This is a genomic window from Bradyrhizobium sp. P2_E8, from assembly GCF_056403875.1.
In genome coordinates, this window is sequence record NZ_JBFUES010001244.1 from 1 (window position 1) to 1898 (window position 1898).

Consider the following 1898-nt stretch of genomic DNA (forward strand, 5'->3'; position numbering starts at 1 on the left):
GTCCCGGCCGGGACCGACCCGAGAATCGTGGGCAAGCTCTCTGAGGCGCTGGCCGCGGTGCTCGCCGACCCCGGCATCGTCGCGGACCTCGCCACCAACGGCCAGGTGTCGATTGCCGACAAGGGGCCGGCCGAGATGGGACCGTTCATCGTCGAGGAGACCGCACGCTACAAGCGGGTGATCGAGAGCGCGGGCATCGCCGCGAATTAGCTCGGGCGCACGGTTGTGGGCATCGCACACTCGAGGGAGCGGCCGTCGGCGTGGCGCCGACCGATCGTAATGCCAGTTCTAGTTCGCCTTGATGCCGGCTTCGCTGATGAGCTTGCCCCATTTCGCGCTTTCGCTTTGAATGAAGCGACCGAACTGCTCCGGCGACATTGGCGCGGGCTCTGCGCCGAGGGTCCTGATCTTCTCGGCCACCGACGGGTCCTTCAGGGCTTTCGTGAAAGCCTCGTTCAGCCTGGCGACGATGTCGGCGGGCGTGCCGGCCGGCGCAACCAGCCCGAACCAGCCGACGGATTCGAAACCCGCAATGCCGGTCTCGGCCAGCGTCGGCACATCCGGCAGCGATGAAAGGCGGCGCGCCGAGGAGACGCCGATCGCGTTGAGCTTGCCTTCGAGGATCAGTTGCCTCGATGCGGGAATATCCAGCACCGCGAAGGGGACATGTCCGGCAAGGACGTCGACCGTCGCCGGCGCGGTCCCTCGGTACGGAATCAGCTCCATCGCAATGCCGGCCTTCTGTGTGAACAGCGCCGCCGTCAGATGCATGGCCGTCGAATTGCCGCCATGTCCGATCGACAGCGCACCCGGCTTTGCCTTGGCGAGCGCGATTGTCTCCGCCGTGCTGTGCGCCGGTATGTTCGCAGAGGCGACGAGCACAAAGGGAATTTCCGCAAGCAACGTGATCGGCGCGAGATCCTTCAGCTCGAACGGCATCGACGAATTGAGATGCGGGTTCACCGTCAGGCTGCCTGCCGGCGCGACGCCGAGCGTGTAGCCGTCCGGCCTTGCCTGCGCAACCGCGGCCATGCCGATATTGCCTCCAGCGCCTGCGCGGTTCTCGATCACCAGGCTCTGCCTGAGCTCGGCGGTGACCAACGGCTCGAGCGCACGGATCACCGTATCGGCGCTGCCACCGGGCGGGAAGGTTACGACGATCTTGATCAATTGCTCCGGGTAGGCGGCTTTGCCCGCCTCCAGCGGCAGCACGGCGAAAGTCACGGCCGTCAGCACGGCCAGAATGCGGCGCCTTGCAACGTGAAACACGTTCCCCTCCTCGTTACGTTCTAGTTTGTGAACCACGACCGGGCGGCCTGCGCCGCCGGGCCGTCCGCTTCAAGCCGCCTTACGCCGAAGCGCCGGTGATGCGCGCCAGCAAGCCGTGTGGGTCCGCGGGCGCGACCTGCCCGCGCCAGGCGATGTGCTGGTCGGGCCGCGCCAGCACCAGCTTCTCGGCATAGGCGTCGTTCGCCTCGTCAGGCGCGATGTCGACCAGCGCGAGCGGGATGCCGCGCTCCCTTGCGGCGGACTGCAGCCGCGCCACGTCGATCGCCGGGTCGAACCGCAACAATGTGTAGCCGGCTCCGAATACGTCGTAGAGCGATCGTCCGTCGCGCAGAAACAGATGTGGCGCGCGCGCGCCGGGCACGGTGGAGGGCGTGAAGCTGCCCATCGCGTAAGCCGGTGGCGTTTCGCCGTCATAGGCGATGATCGACGAGGCATCGTAGTAATAGCCGAAATTGAGACCCGCGCAGCAATATTGCTGCACGTTGAGATCGTAGGCCGCTTTGGCCAGCGCTGCGCGCGCCGCGTGGCCGCGCGGCGTGTCGTCCTCGATCTCCGCCGACACGCCGCCGCGCTGCGCCATCATCTTCATCGCATGGTCCATCGCGAAG

Annotated in this window: 3 protein-coding genes; 1 reads left to right on the top strand and 2 read right to left on the bottom strand. The window is 66.7% G+C overall.

The window, feature by feature from the left end:
• Positions 1 to 210 (top strand): tripartite tricarboxylate transporter substrate-binding protein (locus AC1D00_RS39115; RefSeq protein WP_477014357.1); only part of this gene is annotated, 210 nt, incomplete at its 5' end.
• Between the two features lie 78 nt (positions 211 to 288).
• Here the strand turns inward: AC1D00_RS39115 and AC1D00_RS39120 are convergent.
• A complete protein-coding gene (locus AC1D00_RS39120; protein WP_477014358.1) occupies positions 289 to 1269 on the bottom strand; it encodes a Bug family tripartite tricarboxylate transporter substrate binding protein in 981 nt (326 codons plus the stop codon).
• A gap of 79 nt (positions 1270 to 1348) precedes the next feature.
• The coding region (locus AC1D00_RS39125; protein ID WP_477014359.1) for an aromatic-ring hydroxylase C-terminal domain-containing protein at positions 1349 to 1898 on the bottom strand (550 nt) is incomplete at its 5' end.